Annotated in this window: 12 protein-coding genes; 2 read left to right on the top strand and 10 right to left on the bottom strand. The window is 35.0% G+C overall.

The annotated features are described in order from the left end of the window. The 7 genes from ICJ84_RS11435 to ICJ84_RS11465 form a co-directional block, all read right to left on the bottom strand. Positions 1-1,236 carry a TolC family protein gene (locus ICJ84_RS11435; RefSeq protein ID WP_188216546.1) on the bottom strand — a complete coding sequence of 412 codons (1,236 nt, stop codon included), beginning with the start codon at positions 1,234-1,236 and terminating at the stop codon, positions 1-3. A 7-nt stretch (positions 1,237-1,243) separates the two neighbouring features. Next, positions 1,244-4,969: an efflux RND transporter permease subunit gene (locus ICJ84_RS11440; RefSeq protein ID WP_188216547.1), complete on the bottom strand. Its 3,726-nt coding sequence runs from the start codon at positions 4,967-4,969 to the stop codon at positions 1,244-1,246. 119 nt (positions 4,970-5,088) lie between these two features. Further along, positions 5,089-5,502: an HYC_CC_PP family protein gene (locus tag ICJ84_RS11445; RefSeq protein ID WP_425549730.1), complete on the bottom strand. Its 414-nt coding sequence runs from the start codon at positions 5,500-5,502 to the stop codon at positions 5,089-5,091. Between the two features lie 126 nt (positions 5,503-5,628). After that, positions 5,629-7,332 carry a beta-N-acetylhexosaminidase gene (locus ICJ84_RS11450; RefSeq protein ID WP_188216549.1) on the bottom strand — a complete coding sequence of 568 codons (1,704 nt, stop codon included), beginning with the start codon at positions 7,330-7,332 and terminating at the stop codon, positions 5,629-5,631. A gap of 204 nt (positions 7,333-7,536) precedes the next feature. Then, positions 7,537-7,974 (bottom strand): hypothetical protein, encoded by a 438-nt coding sequence (locus tag ICJ84_RS11455; RefSeq protein WP_188216550.1) that lies wholly within the window; start codon positions 7,972-7,974, stop codon positions 7,537-7,539. A 92-nt stretch (positions 7,975-8,066) separates the two neighbouring features. Beyond that, complete coding sequence (locus tag ICJ84_RS11460) at positions 8,067-9,455, bottom strand: MBL fold metallo-hydrolase RNA specificity domain-containing protein (protein ID WP_394367625.1); 1,389 nt, start codon at positions 9,453-9,455, stop codon at positions 8,067-8,069. Continuing rightward, positions 9,443-10,282, bottom strand: a complete 840-nt coding sequence (locus tag ICJ84_RS11465; RefSeq protein WP_188216551.1) for an ATP cone domain-containing protein — start codon at positions 10,280-10,282, stop codon at positions 9,443-9,445. Before ICJ84_RS11465 ends, ICJ84_RS11460 begins: the two co-directional genes overlap by 13 nt. A gap of 183 nt (positions 10,283-10,465) precedes the next feature. On the opposite strand from ICJ84_RS11465, the gene ggt reads away from it, so the two are divergent. After that, positions 10,466-12,178 (top strand): gamma-glutamyltransferase, encoded by a 1,713-nt coding sequence (gene ggt / locus ICJ84_RS11470; protein ID WP_188216552.1) that lies wholly within the window; start codon positions 10,466-10,468, stop codon positions 12,176-12,178. Positions 12,179-12,239: 61 nt separating this feature from the next. Here ggt and ICJ84_RS11475 read toward each other — a convergent pair whose 3' ends face one another. Continuing rightward, complete coding sequence (locus tag ICJ84_RS11475) at positions 12,240-13,145, bottom strand: S1 family peptidase (RefSeq protein ID WP_188216553.1); 906 nt, start codon at positions 13,143-13,145, stop codon at positions 12,240-12,242. 241 nt (positions 13,146-13,386) lie between these two features. Between ICJ84_RS11475 and ICJ84_RS11480 the strand changes: the two genes are divergently transcribed. After that, a complete protein-coding gene (locus ICJ84_RS11480; protein ID WP_188216554.1) occupies positions 13,387-14,730 on the top strand; it encodes a thioredoxin family protein in 1,344 nt (447 codons plus the stop codon). Positions 14,731-15,026: 296 nt separating this feature from the next. Here the strand turns inward: ICJ84_RS11480 and ICJ84_RS11485 are convergent, their stop codons facing one another. Together ICJ84_RS11485 and ICJ84_RS11490 are read right to left on the bottom strand one after the other, a co-directional pair. Next, on the bottom strand, positions 15,027-15,863 hold the full coding sequence (locus ICJ84_RS11485; protein WP_188216555.1) for a glycoside hydrolase family 16 protein: 837 nt from the start codon (positions 15,861-15,863) through the stop codon (positions 15,027-15,029). Positions 15,864-15,879: 16 nt separating this feature from the next. Further along, positions 15,880-18,984 (bottom strand): glycoside hydrolase family 2 TIM barrel-domain containing protein, encoded by a 3,105-nt coding sequence (locus ICJ84_RS11490; protein ID WP_188216556.1) that lies wholly within the window; start codon positions 18,982-18,984, stop codon positions 15,880-15,882. Positions 18,985-19,052: the final 68 nt, after the last annotated feature.

A 19,052-nucleotide genomic window follows, 5' to 3' on the forward strand; every position in this document is an offset into this window, starting at 1 on the left:
CTACTGAATTAAATAATTAATAATAGTGGACTGTATATAGTAAGCTCTTACCGCTTCAATCTGATTCATTTGAAACTTTAACTGTAATTCCTGAATATCCAAAACATCATTAAAGTTAATGATGCCTGTTTCGTAACTTTTAATTAAAATACTTTCGGCATCTTTAGCTTGTTTCAAATTTTTGGTTTGTGTATTAAAACTAATACGTGCAGAAGCTCGGTCTTTTAAAGCTTTATCTAAAGTCGTTTCTAAGGCATTATAGCGTTCCTGCTTTTGATATACTATTTCCTGTTGCTGTAATTCATTTTGTTTAGTTTGCGATTTATATTTTTTATTGAAAATAGGAATCGACACTGAAACCATTGGCATGATAATGTCATTCCCATTATCTGTAAAATCCATATCAGGACGCTTTTCAACGTTGATATAATCCAAACCAAAACCAATCATCGGGCTGCTTTCTTTTTGATTCAACAACTCCGATTGTTCTACCGAATGATAAAGTTTATCGTATTTAATCAATTCAGGATGTAATTCTAACTGTTCTAATGAACCATCAAAATCTTCACTCGGTATTACTAAATCATCTATTACCACAACGTTATTATTACTATCGCGGTTTAACAGTTTGTTCAACTTGGTTTGTTCTGCCATATATTGCTGAACTAAAACATCTTTTAACTGCTGTAAATCGTTTTGGCGCATTTGTAATCGCAACACACTTACTGCAGAAGTTTTGCCAACTTCTACCGATGTAAGTGCCATAGTCTCGTACGTTTTTAAAAGACTTATATTTTCGGCTAATACCTGTTGCTTAGCCTTAATGGTATACAATTCGTAATACGACTGCGAAACCGAAGCCATAAGTTTACGCTTGCCAATCGCATAATCTTCATACTTCGCATCGGCCATAGCTCCAACATAATTTTCTCTGGCCGTAATGTTTCCAAACCAAGGCAACATTTGTTTTGCTGACAGTTTGAATTTTTGAGCTCCGGTACGGGTTTCTGGTTCACTGACAAAATATCCAAAACCAAATTCGGTATTTGGAATAACATGCACTTCATTAACCTTTTCGGAAGCGATTTGATACTGCATATCGAATTTCTGAAGCTCCGGACTATTGCTTACTGCTTCGTTTATAAGCTGATCTAAATCCTGAGCACCAGAATAAAAACTCAAGAATAAAGAACCAAGCCCCAAGAATAACTTAAAATTATTAATATATACTTTCATCTCTCTTTTAGTTTTTAACTTTCAACTCTGCTTTCCAACTATATAACACCGGCACAACAAACAGCGTAATTAAGGCAATTAACATGCCCCCAAAACTTGGGATGGCCATAGGAATCATAATATCACTACCTCTACCGGTTGATGTTAATACTGGTAATAACGCAAGAATAGTGGTTGCTGTCGTCATCAAACACGGTCTGATACGTTTTTCTCCTGCTTCAACTACAGAAGCCCTGATTTCTTTTTTTGTTTCTGGTGTATTCCTATCAAATGTTTGTGTTAAATAGGTTGCCATAACCACACCGTCATCGGTAGCTATTCCAAAAAGGGCTATAAATCCGACCCAAACAGCAACACTTAGATTTATGGGATGCATTTGGAATAAATCGCGCAGGTTTTCACCAAAAAACGACATATTTAAAAACCAGCTTTGTCCGTACAACCAAATCATAATAAATCCACCAGCAAAAGCTACAGCAATACCTGAAAACACCATTAATGATGTTCCTACCGATTTAAACTGAAAATACAGAATTAAGAAAATAATCATTAAAGCCAGTGGCACCACTACCGACAAGGTTTTTTCTGCCCTCAACTGATTCTCATAACTTCCAGTAAACTGATAACTAATACCTTTTGGCACTACCAAATCTCCAGACTCGATTTTCTCCCGAATGAGTTTCTGCGCACTTTCAACTACATTAACCTCGGCAAACCCATCCAGTTTATCGAATAACACATAGCCTACCAAAAAGGTATCTTCACTCTTTATTACCTGCGGTCCTTGTTCGTAACGAATGGTTGCCAGTTCGCTAAGTGGCACCGGACTTCCCTTTTCAACAGGAATATACACTTGCTCTAAATCGGTTGGATTAGCACGTAACTCTCTTGGGTAACGCACCCGAACCCCATAACGTTCGCGACCTTCAACGGTTTGTGTTAACACCATACCTCCAACAGCTACTTTCAACACATTTTGTACCTGCTCAATGCTTACACCGTATCGTGCAATTTTATCGCGATCGATATCGATTAACACATAAGGTTTTCCAACAATTCTATCTGCAAAAACAGCTTCCTGCTTAACGCCTTCGACATGTTTTAATGCGTTTTCAAGTTCCATTCCAAAGGCTTCAATTTGTTTTAAATCCTGACCCTTCACCTTAATCCCCATAGGTGCACGCATACCTGTTTGCAACATAACCAATCGGGTTTCGATAGGCTGAAGTTTAGGTGCTGAAGTGACGCCCGGAAGCTTTGTTGCTTTTACAATTTCGTTCCAAATATCGTCCGGAGATTGAATTTCAGGACGCCAGTTTCGGAAAAACTCGCCGTCATCATCTGGAATGAGCTGCTCTTTTGCTTTAATAGATTGCCACGCTTCTTGTTCTTCCGCTCGCAATGTCATTCCGTTTTTTAATACATAGGCACCGTCGTCATTCACTTTATAACGTTGGCGAACACCATTAGCATTCAACATGTATTCAGGTTTGTACTGAATAATATTTTCGTACATCGACAATGGCGCAGGGTCTAAAGCCGATTCTGTTCTACCTGCTTTTCCTACAACCGTTTCAATCTCTGGAATGTTAGCCACAGCCATATCCAATTGCTGCAACACCCGTTTATTTTCTTCAATACCCGAATGTGGCATCGATGTTGGCATCAATAAAAACGAACCTTCGTTTAATGACGGCATGAATTCCTTCCCTGTATTTTTCATAATGAAAAAGCCAGCTACAACAATTGCTGTAGGAACCGACAAAAACAAGACTTTATTATCGAGACACCAACGCAATATTTTGGTGTAATTCATTCTAAACAGGGTAAATACACCTAGTAATCCGAAACAAATAACAGCTACGAAAATAAGATTCCAAAAAATGCTTCTATCCACCCCAAGAGGTCTCCAGTATTCAGCTAAAAGAAAAACAATAACTAATGCCGAAATAATAATATTTATCAGATTTGTTGTAAGCGAAAAGTTAAAAGAGAAAAGAGAAAAATGATACGTTTCTCTTTTAAAATATAAATTCAATAATGCTACAATAGCAAAACCGATTAACACAAACCCTAACCAAAATCCATTAACTAAGGCTATTACTCCTAATGCAAATAATACGATGTTTAATACATAATTAAACTTCCTTTTAATATTTTTCCTTTTAAAAATGAATGCCGCAAATGGCGGAATTAAAAACAACGCCACAATAATGGAAGCGGTCAATGCAAATGTTTTTGTGAATGCTAAAGGACGGAACAGTTTCCCTTCGGCACCTATCATGGTGAATACCGGAATAAAACTGATGATGGTTGTCATTACCGCTGTTACAATAGCTCCTGAAACTTCGGCCGTAGCATTATATACAACTGTATTTATGGATAACCCTTCATTATTTTCATCAAGATGACGAATGATATTTTCCGAGAGAATAACCCCGACATCTACCATAGTACCAATAGCAATTGCAATACCTGACAACGCAACAATATTAGCATCAACCCCGAAGAATTTCATAGCAATAAACACCATAAGTACGGCCACAGGTAATAAGCCGGAAATAAGTATGGAAGCCCTTAGGTTAAATACCATAACTACAATAACTAAAACTGTAATGAGTATTTCTAAAGTCAGCGCCTCATTTAAAGTACCTAAAGTTTCCTGAATAAGCTCTGAACGATCATAGAACGGAACAATAGTAACTTGAGATATTCTGCCATCACTAAGTTCCTTAGTTGGTAAGCCTGAACTTAACTCGTTTATTTTCTCTTTTACATTATTAATAACTTCCATCGGGTTGGCTCCATATCGTGCTACCACTACACCTCCGGTAACCTCAGCACCTTCTTTGTCTAAAATACCACGACGTGCTGCCGGCCCTAAGGATACTTTGGCGACATCCTTAATTTTAATCGGAGTAAAATCTTTTGAAGTGACAACCGCTTCTTCGATATCACCAATAGACTTAACATACCCTAAACCGCGCACTAAATATTCGGCCTGGTTAATTTCAAGAGTTTGGGCACCAATATCCCTATTACTTTCTTTAACGGCTTTTACAATTTGCTGTAACCCAATATTGTATTGACGCATCAGTTCCGGATTAACATCTACCTGGTATTCCTGCACATATCCTCCAATAGAAGCGACCTCAGAAACACCACTTGCTGAAGACAAAGCGTATTTCACATAGTAATCCTGAATACTACGTAACTCCTGTAAATCCCAGCCTCCAGTAACGTTACCCTCCTGATCGCGTCCTTCAAGTGTGTACCAATATATTTGCCCTAGACCTGTGGCGTCTGGCCCTAAAGCAGGGCTAACATCTTCCGGCAACAATCCGCTTGGAAGTGCATTTAACTTCTCCAGAATACGACTTCTACTCCAGTAAAATTCGACATCTTCTTCAAAAATGATGTAAATACTTGAAAACCCAAACATAGACGAACTACGAATGGTTCTTACGCCTGGAATCCCCAATAAAGATGTAGTTAAAGGATAGGTGATTTGATCTTCGATATCCTGTGGAGAACGTCCGTCCCACTTGGTAAAAACAATCTGTTGATTTTCTCCAATATCAGGAATGGCATCTACCGCAACAGGATTATTTGGAAGGAATCCTGTATCCCAATTGAAAGGCGCATTTACAGTTCCCCAACCTATGAATAAAACGAGTAACAGAACAGCGACCAATTTATTTTCTATTAAAAACTTTATGCTTTTATTTAGCATGGTTTTGAAATTTTAGTAATTAAAACATTGTATACGATAAATTAAGAGCAATCTTAAAAAAATGCTCTAAACACAACGAGGTCACAACACCATTAGGTATTATAACCGTTTTACTAAAATCAAATTAAATAGGTCTCGACCAGTTTGTAGATTTGCCTGCTTACGAGTGGTGGCTTATAAGCTATGTAAGATTTATCAAGTTGTTGTTCACCTTCAAAAAGACTTATGAAGGTGTAGACAAAAGAAGCAACAAATAATTGCTGATTAAATGATGTCTTTTCAAAAGACTGTTGTAATTCATCCTGCCCTTCAACAACCAACTGTTTATCATCACAACAATTTTTCTTTGAAATCGTGCAAACCTCTGTAGAAGGCGCAACCATTTCCATCCCACAACCTTTGGCTTCATGAAATACGGCCATTTCAACCAAGGTATCGCCACAATAATGCATATTCAAAGTAAACGACATCGTAGTAAATAACACTACAAATGCCATTGAGATTGCCATTATTTTAAGAAATACACCTTTCATGATGAAACAAAGTTACAAAATTTTAATTATGAGCAATCTATTTAACAGAAGTTTAGATTTTAAATTATGCTAGAATTCAAAACCTATTGCTTAAAAAAAAGGTTCCTGAAACAGGAACCTTTTAAATTATTCTGGATTTTCATCGGCTAAACTATGCTTAGCATAATTTAAATTCATGGCTTTATAACGTTCAATTAAATTTGGAAGTCTTAGCTTAAAATCCTCCCAGTCACGTTGCTCTTGAGCAGACCAAACCACTTCACTCAAAGCGGTCATTCGTGGTAAAATCATATACTCTACATAATCGGTAGTTTCCATATATTCAGTCCACACATTGCCTTGAGCTCCTAATATATACTGTTTTTCTTCAGCTGTTAATTCTTCCGGCTCTGGATTATATGAATATACTTTTTCAACCGTTGTAAATCCACCAATCGCTAAAGGTTCATTTGCTTTATCTTTTGATTGATAATGATCAAAATAACAATGAGATCCTGGAGTCATAATCACATCATGGTGCTGTTTTGCAGCCTCAATACCTCCTTTAGTGCCTCGCCAAGACATTACCGTTGCATTAGGAGCTAAACCTCCTTCTAAAATTTCGTCCCAACCAATAATTTGTTTGCCTTTGGCATTTACAAATTTTTCGATACGCTGAATAAAATAGCTTTGCAATTCATGTTCATCATGCAAGCCTAAATCTTTTATTTTATTTTGACAGTTTGGACAACGTTTCCAATTGTCTTTCGGACACTCGTCGCCACCAATATGAATATATTTTGAAGGAAACAACGGCAGTACTTCAGTTAATACATCTTCTAAAAACTTAAATGTATTTTCTTTGCCAGCACAGTACACATCTCCGGTAACTCCCCAGGTTTCATAAACCACTTTAGCGGTTCCGTTGGCTTGAAGTTCTTTACTTTTTTCAGACATAGGACTTTTCCCTAAATCTGTTGGTTCTTCAGGAAAACAACTCAATTCCGGATACGCTGCAATAGCTGCAGCACTATGTCCTGGCAATTCTATTTCAGGAACTACTGTAACATGTTTACTCGCTGCATATGTAACCACTTCCTTTATTTCTTCCTGTGTATAAAAGCCTCCATATTCTTTTTGGTCGTTTGTTGTACCCGGATGATGCCCTATAATCGTTCCGTTTCTGTAAGCTCCAATTTCAGTAAGTTTAGGGTATTTTTTTATTTCAATTCTCCAACCTTGATCTTCAGTTAAATGCCAGTGAAACGTGTTCATTTTATGCATCGCGATTAAATCGATGTATTGTTTAATGAAACTTACCGGAAAGAAATGACGACCAACATCGAGATGCATACCTCGGTAAACAAAACGCGGCTCATCTTTAATAACAACAGCAGGAATTGTAAAATTACTCCCTATTTTAGTCGCTTTTACAATATCAGACGGCATCAACTGTTTTAAAGTTTGAATACCATAAAATACACCTGTACTGGTTTTTCCTGAAATTACAATCTGATTGTTATCAACGGTTAATTCGTAACCTTCGTTATTTTCAATGTTTTCATCTAGCTTTAAAATGATGTCGCCACTGTTTACTTTTGCCTCTAATTTTAATGTTTTCCCTAAAGCTGCTCCTAAAAGCTCTGAAAGATACTTAGCTTCCTGCTGAAGTGTTTCATCACAGGTTATTTTTGTTTTCTTATCGACTTTAAACGCACCATTTAAAATTTCCTGATACGCTGGTTTTGGAATGATTTGATAATCACTTGTTTTATTAGAATTTTGTCCATTAAGACTAGTGAAAAACGTTAAAAAAACGAGTAAAATAGGTACTGTAAATTGAAGCTTCATCTTTAATATTTTAATTTGCTCTGCAAGATATTTTAATACTTCGATTTTCAAAAAAAGTTTAGACGGAAGTAAGGATTTTATTAATGAACAACATATTTTCACTAAAATTGACCATAAAACACTGCAAACGAATTGCTTTAAACTTAAATAGTCATTAAAAAAGGCTTTCAAATTCATGAAAGCCTTAAACAACTAATTACGCCACTATAGCAAACGTTTTTGCTTGCCTTCTTTTATGACGCCTTTTATAAGTATAAACAACTCTTTTTTCAGGTCTTTATACTCATCTAAAAAGGCATTTATTTTTAATATCAGGTCACGATGTTCATCTCTATAGGCTTGTTCTTCCTCATATTGATCTAATCCATCAACCATTATTTCCAATCCGTTTTCATGATGTTTCACAGCTTCTATCAAAGCAATAATGTCGTCATGAGTTTTACTGATTTGCTCAGACATTTTTTTAGCATCTTCAAAATGTTCAGAGTCAATTAACTGAAGAGTATACGACTTAATTAAATCATTAAAAAACAACTGTTCATCTTTGGCAAATTCTAATTCAGATAGCCATTTAAGTGAACTTTCATGCATGTTTTCGGAGTTTAGCCATACTCTGTACCCTTTTACTTCTTGTGTTTTCATCGTTAATATGGTTTTAATATTTGGCTTATTAACATTTTAGTTTAATTACTATTCAAAAGTTTTAAAACTTAGGTCTTCATTTCATCTTCATATTACAATTTAATATGCTCTACATCGAACAACTTAGGAATGGTAGCATTCCACCCGTAAGTATTCTTAATTTTTAATCGAAAGGCATCTAAGGCATTAGGTTCTCCATGAATTAAATACACTTTTTCAGGCACATTCATAATGTTGTTCATCCAATCTAATAATTCATATTGATCGGCATGGGCAGACAAACTTTCAATACTTTTCACCTTAGCCTTTACCGGATAATATTTTCCGTAAAACCGAATTTCATGCGCGCTTTCTTTTAATAAACGTCCGCGAGTGCCTTCCGCCTGAAACCCAACCAATAAAATGGTTGTAGACCGCTGATCGATTAATTGCTGTAAATACGTGAGCACACGACCTCCAGTGACCATACCACTACCCGCGATGATAATTTTAGAACGGTTATCGTCAATGGTTTCCCAGGTTTCTTTATACGATTGAATAATATTTACATGATGACACATGGCATCGTATTCCGCATCGGATAATTTATGCCAATTGGTATATTGTTTAAACACCTTAAGAACATTAGTTCCCATTGGGCTATCGACAAAAATGGGGATGTTGGGTATTTTGTTTTGCTGATATAGTTTCCAAAGAATGAATATTAAGGTTTGTAAACGCTCGACGGCAAAGCTTGGAATGATTAAATTACCTTGATTATGAATGGTATCGTTTATGATCTCGGCTAACTCAATTTCAACATCGGTTTTTGGATGGAGTTTATCGCCATAAGTACTTTCAATAAACAAAAAATCGGCCCATTCCGGTTTTTTAGGACTTTCTAATAAATAATCGTGAATACGACCAACATCGCCAGAAAAAACAAAACGCTTGCCACTAATATCAATTTCTATAAAAGTAGATCCCAGAATATGACCGTTACATTGAAAACGATAGGATATGTTATCAGATAGAAAAATCCATTTGTTTGGCATGTCTACCTGAAATTTTCTGATAATGCGCTCTACATCCTGTTTGTTATAAAAAGGAAGTGCAGGATAATGCTTGGTATAATTTTCTTTATTGGCCTTTTCGGCATCTTCTTCATGAATTTTAGCACTATCTAACAACACAATTTCAGCAATAGACAACGTCGGTGCCGTACCTATAATTTTTCCTTGAAAACCTTGTTTTAACAACCTTGGCAAATACCCCACATGATCGAAATGGCCATGGGTTAGCAAAATCACATCCACAGCACTGACATCTATAGGTAAATCGTCCCAGTTTTGTAATCTCAGTTCCTTCAGACCTTGAAACATGCCACAGTCCACTAAAATATTTTTCTCTGAAGTTTCAATAAAAAACTTAGATCCTGTAACCGTACCTGAAGCTCCTAAAAACGTTATTTTAACGGAATCGTCCATGATTAATGATGACATAGCATATTAATTTCGTTTAATATTTTCTCTTTTCGTTTTTCAGAAATACCCAAATGATCTAAATAAAAAGCATCTCCGATAAGTTCCCGGCACAACACAATATCCCGACTTAATAAAAACTGTTTTTCTCGGTTGGTTAGTAATGTTGAAACCGTTATGGGGTACAATCCCAAACGATCAATTCGGTCTTTCAAACCATCATCTAAAGGATAATCCCAACTCAGCAAGTACAAATTAACACACTTACCATATTTCAGGGCGTCTTCGGTAAAACGCGTATTGGTAACTACCCAACCTTCCTTTAAAACTGTATTTTCTTTTGCTTTCGAATTCCAGTACGACTTAATATCGTTATATCTCGAATGGATATACAAGGGCACTTTAACATTGCACTTAAAACTCTTTTCACTATGAAATTTACATTCCACAATTGTAGTTGTATCATTTTTTGTAGCTACCACATCAATCTCATGAGTGATACAAGTTCCTTGAAGCACTTTATCGACTTCTGTTTTATAACCTGAATACGTTAAAACCGCACTTATAAAGCGTTCAAACGGAAAACCGGTGGGTCCCAACTCATATATGGCACGTTTCAACTTATATTTTGAAGCCAGATAACTCTGTTCCCTTTTTAACAAAGCGAAAGCACGGTTATATATTTCCTTAGTCGAAATATTATCATAAAGTTCATCCAACACTTTATTAACAATCATGTCTACGGTGGCTCGCTTCGCTCCACTTCGCAATAACGATTGTTTTAGTTTTTCAAGTGAAAACTTTACTTTTTCACCTGAAGACTTGATAACATCTACCGTAGTTTTCATTTTTTATTTATTCACCTTTCCTCAATAAATGTAGAAAATGTAGTATCCTGATGCTATGATATTTATCAGTTTTGATTTCAAAATAAAAAGTCCGTTCTCTTTTTATTATCTTAGTTTATCTGGTATTCATTATAACAGATTATCAATCTATTACACCATTTACAAATCGTTAAGCTCTTTTGTATGAAGCATCTTAAAACAGTCCTTGCATTTCTTTTCTCTATAACGATTACCCTCTTTGAAACACATGCTCAAACCCACGCTAAAAATGGCATGGTGGTGTCCAGCAGCAAAATAGCTTCGGCTGTTGGCGTCGATATTTTAAAACAAGGCGGAAATGCAATAGATGCTTCAGTTGCTACAGCTTTTGCCTTAGCGGTAACGCATCCTTCAGCAGGAAATATTGGTGGTGGTGGTTTTTTAGTCTTTTTAGATACAACCGGGTTCGCGACAACCATCGATTTTCGGGAAAAAGCGCCCATAAAAGCTCATCCAGATATGTTTTTAAATGAATCGAGAGAATTACCTAAAGGGATAAATTTATACGGAGGAGAATCGACTATAAATCACATCGGACTGAAATCGGTTGGCGTTCCTGGTACCGTTGCCGGTTTATATCTCGCACATCAGAAGTACGGTAAATTACCTTGGAAAACGTTAGTGCAACCCGCCATTGATTTGGCTGAAAACGGATTTAAACTGCCCTATTCCCTTTATCAAGCTGCGATTTCCTTCAACACATATTCTAATATCGATTTTATTAAAAACTATTTTAAAAATGATAACGGTGACCTTATAAAATATGGAGAAGTATGGAGGCAACCCAAATTGGCTCATACTTTAAAACAAATAAGAGATCACGGAAAAGACGGATTTTATAATGGTAAAGTAGCCAATGAAATTGAAAACTATATGAAACGAAATGGAGGTATAATCACCAAAGAGGATTTAAAGAAGTATGAAGCTATAGAAAGAAAACCTATAAAAGGCAGTTATAAAGGTTACGATATTTATTCCATGCCACCACCGAGTTCTGGAGGTGTTGCGCTGATTGAAATGATGAATATGATGGAACAGGCTAATTTAGATTCCATTGAATTTAACTCTACTCCATATATTCACCTTCTGGCAGAAGTGATGCGGAGAACTTTTGCTGACCGTGCTGAATATCTTGGTGATCCCGATTTTAACCCAGATATTCCGTTAAACAAATTAACCTCTAAAACCTTTGCTGAAACCCGTTTTAAAAATATTGATATGAATAAGGCTTCAATCAGTAATCCAGCAAATTTAGGAAGAATTTACGACGGAGAAAACACCACGCATTTTTCGGTAGTAGATAAACATGGAAATACCGTTGCTTTAACCTACACGCTTGAACATTCTTATGGTTCTGGAATGGGCTCTCCCAAACTTGGTTTTATATTCAACAACGAAATGGGCGATTTTAACCCGAAACCTAATGAAACCAACAAAGAAGGTTTGATTGGCACCAACCCGAACATTATTCAACCAGAAAAACGCATGTTATCGAGCATGACACCTACTATTATTACAAAAGATGGCAAACCCTATTTAGCTATTGGGACTCCCGGCGGAAAAACCATTATCAATACCGTTTTTCAAACCGTATTAAATGTTCTAGAATATAACATGCCTATTGATAAAGCCATTGAAACCGTAAAAATCCACCATCAATGGCTTCCTGACCGGATTGTTTACGAAGCCGACAAACTATCACCAGATACTAAAAAAAACCTGGAAATTATGGGGCATCATTTGGCTCCTATAAAAAGTCTTGGCGAACTGATGGGTATTCAAATAGATCCAACAAACCACATTCTTATCGGTGCCTCAGATACGTCAAGTGCTGAAGGTGCTGCTATTGGTTATTAATTAAACAGCAAAATCGACCATATTGATAGCTCTTGCTGTTTTACACATCTAACTTTTAACCTTAATTACCTTCTTTCATTAGTTTTAGAAGACAAGATGAAGGAATAATAGCTTTAAGAACCATTTGAGTTTTTTCTGCATCATCAGAATATTTTAAGGTTTTAGTGTACGATACCGTACCTATAACATTTCCAAATTGATCGATAATAGCAGCTCCGCTGGATCCTGCTGCAAAATCAGCCGAAATCCCCATAAGATTTCTGTACTGACCTGCATTAATTTCACTAAATTTATCAGTCACCATTCCTGAAGAAAAGGCATAAAAATACCCTTTAGGATGACTAACAACATATACAGGATCCCCTATGTTAGCATCTTTAGTTGCTATGGGTAATGGCTTAAGATTAGCGCCTTTAGGATTAATTTTTATTATAGCCAAATCATTCGATTTATCAGCCATTAATACTTCCTCAACAGGAAAAGACCTGCCATCTTTAAGCATAACCAAAAGCACATCTCTTGCTGTTGTGTTATTCTTTGTCGTATAACTATTAACAACATGATAATTAGTCACAATAATACCATCGGAATTAACAATATACCCTGAAGCAGGATAGGTATGTATACGCTTGCACTCAACACCATTCTCACTCAACCCTCCACAGCGCCCAGCAGGAGAAACAATTACTATAGATTCAGAAACCTGATCATAAATCTTATCTGGGCTGAGTTTTTTCTTTTTCATTGACTTAAGATCTACATGCACCGGATCGTATCCTTTAGTCTTAAATGTAACTTCCATGGAATCTGCAGACAATACTTCTTCCGAATCAATTAGTTTAACTGCCTCTCCTAATAGCTTCACCTTATATTGCCTGATATTATTCTTAAACAATTCCTGACCTTGTGAGGTAATTGAATAACTAATTCCTGCTAGTATAATAAATGTTTTTAAAATGTATCTCATGATATTTAATAAGAATTTATCTAAGTATAGATAATTTAATAATGTTAATGAATTAACAGGTGCAAGTTACATTTTTACAAACAAGGCTTTCTTATGGCCTTGTTAAAACTGGCTTAAAAAAATTATAAACACGTTAACATGTAGCATTCTTTACGAGTCTGTCACTCCAAATAAGCAATTTTACGTCTTATTAATACACTAACAGCTTAATCTTGTTTACTGCAATTTTATAAAATCACAAATGTTGAAAATATCATCTTTTCTAATTCTATTATTTTTTGTTACAACTGTTACCTTTTCACAAGGTATCGATTTCAAACACATACCTTTCGAAGAAGCATTAGAACTAGCTAAAGCACAGGACAAACTCATCTTCATCGACTTTCATACCGAATGGTGTGGTCCTTGTAAAAAATTAGCATCAGGGCCTTTTAAAGAGCAACAAAATGGTGAATTCTATAATAACAATTTCATTAGTTTAAAACTAGATGCTGAAAAAGAAGGAAAAGATGCAGCTATGCGCTATAATGTTACGGCGTTTCCAACTTTAGTTTTTGTTAATGGAGATGGGACTTTAGTGCACCAAGCTGTTGGTATTGGTCCTGGAAAAAATATGATTGGCTTTGGTAAAGATGCTTTAAATAGTGCGACCACGAAATACAGTTTAGAAAAACTTCAGGACATGTTTCCTGAGAAACAAAACGATGAAGCTTTCTTAAAACTCTATTACAATAAGATGGAAGAATTTGGTGCCGATGTAAGCAAAGGCATGGATGCCTGGCTAAAAGTGCAAACTGAAATAACCGAGGCAAGCCCTGAAATGATGCAGTTTCTGCTTAAAAAACAATCAGATATCGAATTAGGCTCTGAAGCTGAAGCTATCTTCAATAACAATTATGATTATTATATATCTATCGCTGAAGGACGTGATAAAATGGCTTTACAACGCTTTCGCAACGGGGTATTTTTAAAATCTTTAAAAAAAACCAGAAGAACCGAAGATGCTGATTTAATGAATATCATCATCGATCGTTTTCAAAAGTTTGATGACATTAAGGGTAAGAGTAGCGACAATTTATATACTTACAAATTGGATTATTACCGTTTTTCGAATAAACCTAACGCATTTAAATCTTTAGCTGAAAAATATGTTGATAGCCTGATAAATGCTAAAACAATTAAAAACATCCATAAACAAGATGAAGAGCATTACGCGTTTTATTCTAAGGACAAAGAATTTGGTAAAGATGCCACTACCGATTATTTACTATCACTATACAAAGAAGGCCAAAAAGCCAATAATTTAGTAGAAGCTATTACATCGGTTGGAAATGATTACCTAGGGTTTATTAAAACCAAAAAGGAAATAAAAACATTAAATAAATGGATTAAATATTGCTATAAATTAATTCCGGGGAAATACTGGGCAGAAAACTTACAAGCAGATTTACTTTACAAAGAAGGGAACATTAAAAAAGCCATTGTCTTAAAAACATCGGCTGTTAATAAAATGCCTTTTACCGTAAAGAAAAAGGTAAATTACCAACACGAACTAAATCTTATGAAAGAAGCGAATAAAGAGTAATTAACTTATTTTAATACAAAAAAAGAAAGGCACTATACCATAAAGTTTGTAAGCTACAAATCACCCTCTGCTTCGTAAATTTTGGTAAAATTTACACTTTTGTATAAAAAGTTAGAAAAAGTAGAACTCTTACAATTACTCTTTTTATTATCTTAGTTTTGGATTCTAAAAATCTTAGCTAATATTGTTTTAGCAAGACCTGTCCACTCCTTTCGTTGTTCACAAATTAATTAAACAAAGCCAATTAACACAATAAGTAAGAATAAAAACATATTATTCCAGTATTAACTGTCATTTTAGTTTCTCACTTTTAAATTTTCATCCTTTAACTTCCAAACTTTCACATAATCAATTACCATCTCATATGGAAATCCTTCTGTAGCATTCACTTTTCCGGGCCAAAAATCAATGCCGGACTGACCTTTATCAGCACAAGCATGGTTTAAAATAATATAATAATCTGTTTCAAAAGGCCATCGTTTAACAAAATCCTCTTTAGGCTCATAAACCATTGTTAATTCATGATTTATATAAAACTCAATTCTATAAGGTAACTTCACCACGCTATAAATATTATAATCAGCAGTTAAAATCTCAGGTGTTTTCCCTATTGATATAGAATTGAGTTTATTATCACTTTGATGTACTACTTGATGAACGAAAGTATCATTATTAAGACGTTCCATAATATCAATTTCACCCCCATCTGGCCATCCAGGATATATTGGGTTTTGAGGCATCAACCATATAGCTGGCCAGCCTCCCTGACCTGATCGTGAAAATTTTGCTCTAACCTCTATTTTACCGTATTTAAAACTAAATTTATCCTTAGTCTGTATAGCTCCTGTTTCTGGTAAATCTTTTTCTTTATTCCATCTCGCCTTGATATGTAAGTGACCATTTTTCACCTCTGCCAAACTGCTATCACTTACCACATATCGATTCCATGCTGAAAATGTGTTTTGATATGGGTAAAGACTCCAATACTCGGGTTTAAAATCTTCAAACTGATCTTCAAATACTAATTTATAGTTAGCTGTATTCCTTTCCTTAGAGATTGTGTCTTTGAAATAACAAGACGTAAATAAACAAGTAATAGTAATTATTATAAAATTTCTAAAGACTTCCTTCATGTATTTATATTCTTGTTTATTCTGTTAAAGGAATCATCCAGTAAGAATATGTATAATCCTTATAAGGTAATAAATACTGATCCATAGGTAATCTCCCCCAACTGTTTATACTTCCTAGTCCTTGTTGATATCCATCAATATTTACAAAAACCTCGTTTCTTGCATCAAGCTCACCTGCATGCTTTTGAGTCCTTTCTTCTCCTGAATCTAAATCTTCTTCACTATAATTTAACGCTGAAAAATTAAATGGTTGCTCACCTAAAAATTTAAGGCCTGAACCATCTTCTTGCGTTAATTCAACCCAACGAACCTCTAATTTATTACCGGTTTCCTGTGGACGAATGTATGGAAAATACTGTTCAGCAATAGTTTGCTTATATAAACCTACTTTTGCAGCATGCTGCCTGTCTGCATAAGCCTCAAAAGGGCCTTTCCCATAAAACGTAATGTTTTTATAAGCTTCTGGCAAGACAAGCTTATTTCCAAACTTATATAAATTAGAATGATTTCCTTTTAAAGCTTTTAAATCATTGGTTACTTTAACTACACCTTGTCCTTTTATATTATAAGTTTCTGTTACCTGGGCATCTCCCCCAAACATATCCCTAGTAAAGCGAAGTTCTATTTCACTCTTACTAATTTGTTTAATTGCAGTCGTTATTTTTGCTGTTTTACCCGCATCTTTCCATTCTTTATATTTGTTTTGAGTCTTCGCACCATAATCATTATCAACTGGAGCGCGCCAAAAGTTAACTTCTGGACCTGTTTTTATCAGGTTTTTACCTTTATAGGTATATTCCTTTAGTCTACCTTCTAATTTGTTAAACACCATTTTAAGGTCATCATTATATACCGAAATAATATTATCTTCTGTTTCAAAACTCACCGCTTGATTAGAAGTTTCTAAAAAATTAAAAGTTGCTTTTTCTAATTGAAACTGCTCATAAGCTATGGTGTAACCTGCAGCTAATAAAGGCTCATTTTGTTTTAATTGGACATTAATATTTAGAAAATATTCCGCATCTGATTTAAATTTTGTTTTATAAGGAATATGTAGTGTTCTTTCTGTTTGTGGCTTGGTTATTATATTCTCTATACTTCCAGTTTCAACAACCTTACCATTTTCCAATACTTCCCAGGATAATTGATAATTAGATAAGTCTCTAAAGAAATACCAGTTTTTAATATTAATTAACCCTTTAGACAAATCGTTTTCATAAAACTTCACATTTTGATGAACATATTTCACTTCATATATATGCGGATTTGGAGTTCTATCAGGCTGTACCAAACCATTGTTTAAGAAATTATTATCACTCGGAGTGCCTTCTGGTCCAAAATCACCTCCATAAGCATAAATCTCTCGACCGTTCTTTACTGTTTTAATTCCCTGATCAACATAATCCCAGATAAAACCACCTTGTAACTTATCATACTTCTCATATAAATCCCAATACTCTTTAAAACCACCCATACTATTTCCCATGGCGTGAGCATATTCACATTGCACTAAAGGCTTAGTAAAATCATCATTTTTGGCATAGTCTTCCACACCTTGAGGCGTGTCGTACATAGGAACGAATAAATCTGTATTCCACTCATGCTCGGCTCTTTCATATTGTGTTGGTCTTGTAGAATCTAGTTTTTTAGCCAATAAATAAGATTTATAAAAATTATAACCATTTCCTGCTTCATTTCCTAACGACCAGATAATTACAGATGGATGATTTTTATCTCTTTCAACCATACGCTCCACACGCTCTAAATGTGCTTTTAACCACAAGGGATTATTCGCTAGTGTTTTGTGCAACGCATACCCCATACCATGTGATTCGATATTAGCTTCGTCAACAACATAAATTCCATACTGATCACATAACTCATAGAAATAAGGGTCGTTAGGGTAATGACATGTTCTAACGGCATTGATATTAAATGCTTTAAATATTTTTATATCCTTAAGCATATCTTCTTTAGAAATTACATGACCTGTGTTAGGGTCGTGTTCATGACGGTTAACTCCTTTAAATAAAATAGGCTTACCATTTAACAGGTATTGGCCACCTTTTACCTCAGACGTTCTAAAACCTAACTTTCTTGATATTGCTTCTAAAGTATTCCCTTTCTTATCTTTAAGTACAATACTTAATTCATAAAGCTCTGGGGTTTCTGCCGACCATGATTTCACATCTTTTATAATTTTTGTAAACGACAAATCTGTATCTCCATTTTCTGTTAACTCGTATTCCGATGAAGATGTAAACACGTCTTGCCCAGATTTTGAAAGTATCACTTCAACCGTCCCTTTCTGCTTTTTAGAACTAATGTTCTTTAAATCCAAGTTTAAGTTAAAATCACCATCGGTATAATTATTAACTAAACCTGCTTTTGAAAAATAATCGGCAATTTGTACCTGAGGTCTAGCATATAAATACACATCACGTTCTATACCTGAAATTCTCCAGAAATCCTGACATTCCAGATAACTACCATCACTCCAACGGTAAACTTCTAAAGCAATACTATTATTTCCTGGCGTTACATAATTAGTAATATTAAACTCTGCAGGTAGTTTAGAACCTTGACTATACCCTACTTTTTCTCCATTAATCCAGATATAAAATGCTGATTTCACAGCTCCCAAATGAATAATTACATCTTTACCTTCCCAATTATTTGGAAGCTCAAATGTTCGTTTGTAAGAGCCCACAGGGTTATGACCATCAGGGATATCTGGTGGTGTTACTTTTCCCTTTTGAAATGGATAAGTAGCATTTACATAAATAGGAATACCAAAACCTTCCACCTCCCAGTTTGCAGGCACCTTTATACTATTCCATCCAGAAACATCAAAATCTTGTTTATAAAAATCAACAGGACGTAACTCAGGCGACTCACAATAATTAAACTTCCATATACCATTTAACAACAAGTAATTTTCAGCTTTAGAAAGCGTACCTTCTTTTGCTAACTCTAAAGAACTGTAAGGAAAAAAACTCGCTCGAGCCTCAAGCTTGTTCATTTCTATAACATCTGGATTCTCGATTACAGGATCAAGGGTTTGAGCTTGTACACAAAAGATCCCAATTAAATAACTAAAGGAAAACAATAATTTTGTCATATATACTTTAAAATTTCGGATAAATATTTAAGTGATTTTTCTTCTTAAAAAGAACCTTACAAACTGCT

Source organism: Aestuariibaculum suncheonense, from assembly GCF_014596935.1.
In the GTDB taxonomy this organism is placed as follows: domain Bacteria; phylum Bacteroidota; class Bacteroidia; order Flavobacteriales; family Flavobacteriaceae; genus Aestuariibaculum; species Aestuariibaculum suncheonense.